This window comes from Microcoleus sp. AT3-D2, from assembly GCF_036705715.1.
Lineage (GTDB): Bacteria > Cyanobacteriota > Cyanobacteriia > Cyanobacteriales > Microcoleaceae > Microcoleus.
In genome coordinates, this window is the sequence record NZ_JAUBVE010000080.1 from 24,268 (window position 1) to 31,429 (window position 7,162).

At 44.1% G+C, this 7,162-nt stretch carries 6 protein-coding genes and 1 riboswitch; of the genes, 2 read left to right on the forward strand and 4 right to left on the reverse strand.

The annotated features are described in order from the left end of the window. The first annotated feature begins 79 nt into the window (after window positions 1–79). Window positions 80–916: a metal ABC transporter permease gene (locus tag QUB44_RS25550; protein ID WP_333371904.1), complete on the forward strand. Its 837-nt coding sequence runs from the start codon at window positions 80–82 to the stop codon at window positions 914–916. Window positions 917–1,073: 157 nt separating this feature from the next. Here the strand turns inward: QUB44_RS25550 and QUB44_RS25555 are convergent, their stop codons facing one another. The 4 genes from QUB44_RS25555 to QUB44_RS25570 form a co-directional block, all read right to left on the reverse strand. Then, window positions 1,074–2,156, reverse strand: coding sequence for a WD40 repeat domain-containing protein (locus tag QUB44_RS25555; RefSeq protein WP_333371906.1), 1,083 nt, complete (start codon window positions 2,154–2,156; stop codon window positions 1,074–1,076). After that, window positions 2,144–3,115, reverse strand: a complete 972-nt coding sequence (locus QUB44_RS25560) for a GTP-binding protein (RefSeq protein ID WP_333371908.1) — start codon at window positions 3,113–3,115, stop codon at window positions 2,144–2,146. Before QUB44_RS25560 ends, QUB44_RS25555 begins: the two co-directional genes overlap by 13 nt. Before the next feature lie 182 nt (window positions 3,116–3,297). After that, window positions 3,298–4,332, reverse strand: coding sequence for a cobalamin biosynthesis protein CobW (cobW, locus tag QUB44_RS25565; protein WP_333371910.1), 1,035 nt, complete (start codon window positions 4,330–4,332; stop codon window positions 3,298–3,300). A 276-nt stretch (window positions 4,333–4,608) separates the two neighbouring features. Next, window positions 4,609–5,019 carry a DUF1636 domain-containing protein gene (locus tag QUB44_RS25570; protein ID WP_333282669.1) on the reverse strand — a complete coding sequence of 137 codons (411 nt, stop codon included), beginning with the start codon at window positions 5,017–5,019 and terminating at the stop codon, window positions 4,609–4,611. A 22-nt stretch (window positions 5,020–5,041) separates the two neighbouring features. After that, window positions 5,042–5,188: riboswitch (cobalamin riboswitch) on the reverse strand. A 265-nt stretch (window positions 5,189–5,453) separates the two neighbouring features. On the opposite strand from QUB44_RS25570, the gene QUB44_RS25575 reads away from it, so the two are divergent. Further along, window positions 5,454–7,121 carry a protein kinase domain-containing protein gene (locus QUB44_RS25575; protein ID WP_333371912.1) on the forward strand — a complete coding sequence of 556 codons (1,668 nt, stop codon included), beginning with the start codon at window positions 5,454–5,456 and terminating at the stop codon, window positions 7,119–7,121. Window positions 7,122–7,162 lie beyond the last annotated feature (41 nt).

The window sequence follows — 7,162 nt, forward strand, 5'->3', positions numbered from 1 at the left end:
GCAAATAAACGCAGATAATTATCTTCTATCTGCGTTTATTTGCGGTTAAAGCAATAAGATTATTGAGGTAAGTAATTAAATGTTAAATTTGCTAATTGAGCCGCTCAAATTCGAGTTTATGCGAAATGCGATCGGCGTCGGCGTTTTGCTAGGTATTCTCTGCGCCGTTGTCGGCTCCTATTTAATTGTACAGCAAATGGGAATGATGGTTGACATGATTGCCCATTCAGTATTAGCAGGATTGCCGGTGGCTTTTTCTTTAGGTTTCAATATTTCTATCGGCGCGTTTATATCGGGAATTATCAGCGCCGTTATTATGGCGTGGATTCAATCGCAATCGCGCCTAAAAATTGATGCTGTCATGGCCTTAATTTTGTCTACATTTTTAGCTATTAGCGTCACCTTAATTAGCCTTTTGCGGACAACAAAATTAGACTTAGACGGGTTTTTGTTCGGGAATATCTTGTCAGTCGCACCTGTTGACGTGCAGCAGACTTTGGTTATAACTTTGATAATTTTGGCGACAGTTAAAATGTTTTATAAAGAACTGCTATTTTATACTTTTGATCCTTTGGGGGCGCAAGCATCCGGTTTGCCTGTAAAATGGATTTATTTGGGGATGATTTCAGCGATTACGCTGACGATTGTTGCGAGTTTGCAAACTGTGGGAGCCCTGTTAGTAATTTCGCTGTTAATCGGGCCGGGAATAACGGCGTATTTGTTGGTAAAAGAGCTACATTTAATGATGGGATTAGGAGCTTTTATTGGGATTATAGCTAGCGTAACTGGTATGTATCTCAGCTATTATTTGAATATGCCGTCTGGTGCGGCAATTGTATTAGTTGTTTTTGGGTTATTTTTAGTAGCTTTGCTGTTCAGTCCCAGCCAAGGGATTTTGACAAGAAAGAGGGGATAACACTCCAGGACACACTTCGACACTGAGAAACCGGGTTTTTTACTCGATACGGTCTGCAACGAAGTAGACGCTGGAAAAACCCGGTTTCTGGGTTCCGTGGGTAAGTCCTAAAGTTTTCAATTGTATATGTTTTGGTCAAGCGGGTGCGTATGCGAACTTAGCGTCGCCCGAAGCCTTTGTCGCGCATAGACTTTGACCAAACAAGCAATTCGCCTCCACAGCCGCCAGCGGCGAGAAACTGGCCTTCGGGATGCCATGCGAGACAGGAAAAACCGCCCTCTGCACCTTCTAGAATTTGCAGCAATTGTGCTGCTTCAGACCACAAACAAACTTGACCGTCTGCGGCTGCGGAAGCTAATAAAAATGTGTTAGGTTGAAAGGCGATCGCATTTACAACTTTTTCATGCACTTCTAACCCCCAAGAATCCCAACCGACACTTTCATCAGCGTGTTTTTCCCACACTGAAATGCCTTCAGAACTCGCAGCAGCTAACAAAGGCGCACCCAAGGAATTAGTTTTATCCGACCAAGCTAACTGCCGAACTTTGCCCGGAAAACCCTGCATTACCCACGGTTCAAAATTGCCCCATTCATTAACAATTAGAGTATTGTCCATATTGCCGCAAGCTAAATATTCCCCTTGTGGCGACCAAGAAACTGCACCTGTTGCAGAGGGTACTGATAAAATTTCCGGGTCTTCGTCCCAGTCTTCACCATGCCAAACTTTGACACCTTGATAGCCGCTAACTGCCAGATATTGAACCATCGGATGCCATGCTAAATCGAGGATAGATGATGACTCAAAATTCAGCGTTACTTCAACAACATTATCCTCAACATTCCAGACTTGAACGTAGCGGCCCATACTGAAAGCTAACTGGTTGCAGTTGGGACTCCAAGCTAACTTATCCACCCAGACACGCTGGTTATCCAAATCAGCAATTAATTCCCCAGAATTAACGCGCCAAATTCGCACTTTTCCATCTTGTCCGCCAGCAGCTAGGAATTGACTGTCGCGGGAAAAAGACAAGCAATCGGCTGATTTATCCGTAGCACTTTGTAGCGTTTGCAAGGACAATTCATTAACTGCCCCTACTGCAGCCAGCATCACTTCGCCCGCAGCAGAACAGATTGCTAAAGTTGTGCCATCCGGCGACCAAGTAACAGCAGTTACGTAGTCAGACAGCATGGCTTCGGCATGAAACTCCAGGGTTAGTTCGCTACTTTTTAAACCAGACATTTACGAAAATCCTCTCGCAATTGATTTTCGTTTAAGTTGCGACCGATGAATACAAGCTCATTTTTCGGAGTTTCGGTAGCTTTCCAAGGTCGATCTGGCCGGCCATCAAACACCATGTGTACTCCTTGGAAAACAAATCGCTTGTTGTCTCCGGCGACATTCAAAATGCCTTTTGTCCGAAAGATATTCGGGCCTTGAGTCCGCAACAATTCCTCAATCCAATCGCTGAATTTGTTGCCGTCAATAGCACCGGATTCTACTATGGCTACGGAAGTAACTGTTTCGTCGTGTTCGTGAGTGTGTTCGCCCAAAAAGTCGGGTTCGATTTCTAATGCCCGGTTCAAATCAAATGCTTTGACGCCCAACAAAGCATCCATTGCTAATTCAGCTTTGCGGGTGCGGTGAATTTTTGCCATTGCATTCATGGCACGAATTCGCTTTTCTAATTCAGCCAATTCTTCCTCAGTCACTAAATCAGTTTTGTTGAGCAAAACTACATCGGCGAAGGCAATTTGTTCTTGAGCTTCGTCTGCGTCCCAGTGCTGCCCGATGTGCTTGGCATCGACTACAGTGACAACTGCGTCTAGCAGCAATTTGTCCCGCATATCTTCGTCTACAAAAAATGTTTGAATTACGGGTGCGGGGTCGGCTAAACCTGTGGTTTCGATGACTATATGGTCGAATTTGTCTCGCCGCTTCATTAAGTTACCGATAATCCGAATTAAATCGCCTCGAACTGTACAGCAAATGCAGCCGTTGTTCATCTCGAAAATTTCTTCATCGGCATCAATTATCAGTTGGTTGTCGATGCCTACTTCGCCGAACTCGTTGACGATGACTGCAACTTTTTTGCCGTGTTCCTGTGTTAAAATGCGGTTCAGTAGCGTGGTTTTGCCTGCACCCAGATAGCCCGTGAGAACGGTAACAGGAACTGATTCGATCGCCCCAGCAGTCACCATACTTGACCTCGATTATTGTACAATGATAACCATTATCGCTATTGTACACCAGACTTGCTGGCAGCGCCCACAATATTAAATAATGTTAATAAATTGTTCGTGAGAGCTTGTTGGGGCGAGTTTTACCAATAATATTTGCTGCAACTCAAAATATCTAGAAACCCGCCCCTCTGAGAGGACAATTAGTTGTTAATCATAGCTGCAATTCGATCGCGCTCTAACTCTCGACCGATCAGCACTAATTTGGTTTGACGGAGTTCGGAAGGTTGCCAAGGGCGATCGTAAAAATATTCTATGCGCGAACCGACACCTTGCAACACCATCCTCATCGGTTTCTTGGGAACCGCCACAAATCCTTTAATCCGATAGATTTCCTCCTGCTGCATCAAGGATTGCAGTTTTTTCACCAATGCTTCAGGTTCAAATTCGCGATCGGCAATAAAGAAAGTCGAGTTAATATCATCATCATGCTCGTGTTCCTCCTCAGTGTCGTGGTGGCTCGGACGTGACTCCAAATCATCCTCAACCGCCGCATTAAATCCCATTAGCACATCAGGGTTAATTTCGCCACCTTTGCAAGGCACAATTTTCACACTCGGACGTAACTCTTGCTGCAACCAGCTTTGGACTTTCTGGTGAGTTTCCGCATCGACGCGATCGACCTTCGTTAAAAGTACCATATCGGCACAGGCTAACTGGTCTTCAAACAATTCCTCGATCGGAGTTTCGTGATCTAAACTATCATCAGCCTGTCGCTGTGCCATCAAAGCATCGATATCACCGACAAAAGAACCGCTAGCAATAGCTTCGCAATCGACAACAGCAACAACACCATCCACTGTAGCACCCGTGCGAATTTCCGGCCAGCGAAAAGCTTGAATCAAAGGTTTAGGAAGTGCGAGGCCAGAAGTCTCAATTAAGATACAATCAATTTGTTCTCTGCGCTTCAACAATTCCTGCATAGTCGGCAAGAATTCCTCTTGAACAGTGCAGCAAAGACAACCATTTGTTAGTTCAACAATATTGCTGCCAACATTTTCTTCTTCGTCGCAAACTTGGCAATCGCGCAGCAATTCTCCATCAATTCCGATTTCGCCAAATTCGTTCACCAGAACAGCAATGCGGCGACCTTGATTATTTTGCAATAAGTGGCGAATTAGGGTAGTTTTGCCGCTACCGAGAAAACCAGTGATGACAGTAACAGGAATTTTGTGCATTGATAATTTTGTTTTTTGTTTTGTGATGGAATGCCTCGTTTTCAGGCTCTGCCCATAGGTGACAATTTAAGACTGAAACCCACAATAAATGTCGTTTTTATGCGAAGTCTAGATCCCCCTAAATCCCCCTTAAGAAGGGGGACTTTGAGCATATTTCTTGTCCCCCCCTTATTAAGGGGGGTTAGGGGGGATCTAGATTTCGATAAAAACAAGAGATCCGGTCGGCTTGACGTTAAGTTGTCACCAATAAGCAGAGCCGGGTAACGAGAAAAGGCTCTAATTAGGCAGCGGCGGAATCTTCGCTAAAACGCCTTTTTTCAGAGCTTGAGGACGCTCAGACCAAGGCAACAAACCGTCCGGTTTAGCATAGTATTGACCCGCACATTCGAGTACAGCCTCGACGCTTTCCGACTCATTTGCTGGTAAATCACCAAACAGATAAGTGTACTTTCCAACAGCAGCAAAAGACACCGCACAAGAGTGACTGCAAGCACTCATGCACTCAACCTCTTGAATCTCAAATTTATCCGAAAACTCCCAATCTTTAGCGAGTTGCGACAAATTTTCCATAAATTGTTGACCGCCACTTTTGCCTTCGCGCTTGCCGTTTTTCCAAACACTAGCGCAAGCAGTGCAAACAAATAGACTGTGCTTTGTGCGTACAGCCGCATTAATTCCATCCATCATCCGTACCTCGCAGATGCGTTCAAAAGTGAGTTAGATATCGGCGGGCATTCTGACTTGAGAAACCACAACGGTTTCATTACAGTTGCGGGACAGCGCCGGACTTGCACCGAACTTTCCCCGTTTCCTCTAACGGCTGCTCCCCGCTAGAACCGATCGCGAAATCACATCATACCGCACTTGCCGCCTTTTTGGAAAAAAGTTATGTTGGTAATGTCGATCCATCAAAAAAAAATAACTCTTTGTGGAACAGGCATCTTGCCTAATGCTGACAGGATATAACCCCACAAAAAAATAACTATTTGTGCAACAAGCATCTTACCTGTTGCTGACAGGATAGAAACCCATCGCAAAAAAATAACTCTTTGTGGAACAGGCATCTTGCCTGTTAATGACGGGCTAGAAGCCCATCCCAAAAGAACATTACTACAAACTATATGAACGCCTTCCCCGATTTTTCCACTCACGGCTATCAGATTGAAACAGAACTCGGACACAACAGTCTCGGCGGCCGAGTTACATACTTAGCGAAAAATACGAATACTCAAAAATTAGTTGTAATTAAGCAATTTCAATTTGCCCAGTTAGGTGCTAGCTGGGCAGAATACGAAGCTTACGAACAAGAAATTAAAGTTTTGCAAAATCTGGATTTCCCTGGCATTCCCCGCTATCTCGATTCTTTTCAAACTGACAGCGGTTTCTGCATGGTGCAGGAATACAAAAATGCCGAATCTGCTGTCGCGCAGACTTTTTCCCTGCCGGACATCAAAGAAATTGCGATCGCAACTTTAGACATTTTAGTTGACCTGCAAGCTCAGAAACCACCGATAATTCACCGCGACATTAAGCCAGAAAACTTGTTAATAGATGACGAACTCAATGTTTATTTAGTAGACTTCGGTTTTGCTCGGCTAGGAGGCGGAAATATCGCCGCTAGCAGCGTTGTAAAAGGCACGATGGGATTCATGCCACCGGAACAAATGTTCAACCGAAAATTAACAAAAGCATCCGACCTTTACGGCTTAGGGATCACGCTGATTTGCTTGTTAAGTGGTACGAAATCTGCGGATGTCGGTAATTTAGTTGATGCCAATTATGGCATTCATTTCCGGCATTTAGTACCGCCATTGCAGCAGGGTTGGATGAATTGGTTGGAGAGGATGGTAGCGCCGAGATTGCAAGACAGATATCCATCGGCTGCGGATGCTTTAACTGCGCTAGAATCTTTGGATGTCAGCAGCTTGCCGAAAGTGAGAATTGAGCGCGATACGCTGGAATTTGCCGCTACAGAATATGGAGAAACAATAACACAAACCATCGCAATTAGCAACCCAATTCCCGATACAATGCTTTGTGGCAGATGGGAAGTCGCGCCGCATCCGAATGATCCGCCGCATACACCTTACGATCACCCTTGGATCTCGTTTGAGCCGCAGAAATTTGAGAGCAATAATTTTGATGTCAAAATCCTAGTTGATACCAAACAATTGTTGGCAAGTCAAGCTTATGAGCGCTATATAATCTTCCATACAAATTCCGAACCCGACACTTATCAACTCAAAATTAAAGTCACAACAGCTCTCCTTCCTATACCAAAACTAACTACTTTATTGTCTAAGGGCAACCTGATTTTGATCTGCTGGTTGGTGTTATTCGGCTTTCTATTTAGTATGGGCAGCAACTATGACATTGCTTTGGGTATTATTATGAGCTTAGTCTATGGATTTGCAGTTGCTGAAATCACACTCTTAGCAGAATCACATGGAAATAAAAAAACTTGGGTAGGAGGAGTATTAGGATCGCTAATAGGATTAATTTTATATTTTTTCGTTTTGTCTGTTGTTACTGAAGTTATTCGTAATTTACCCCTATCGAACAATACAATTCTATCAATTGCTGCCTCGATAGGGATGGTAATTGCGCTGATATTCTTTAGTTTATGTGGAGCTGCACTTGGAAGTATGATGAATAGGAATTTGGCTATGATTATTGCTATTATCGGGCAATTTTTATTATTTGCATTGTTTGCATTGTTTTCTTTCGTGGCAATGATATTCGATGAGGCTTTCAAGGGAGCATCCCGGTTTTGCAAAAGCCTCAAATAGCCAAGAGGTCGTTGAGGTAAGCACAACGAAGTTTTAGCATT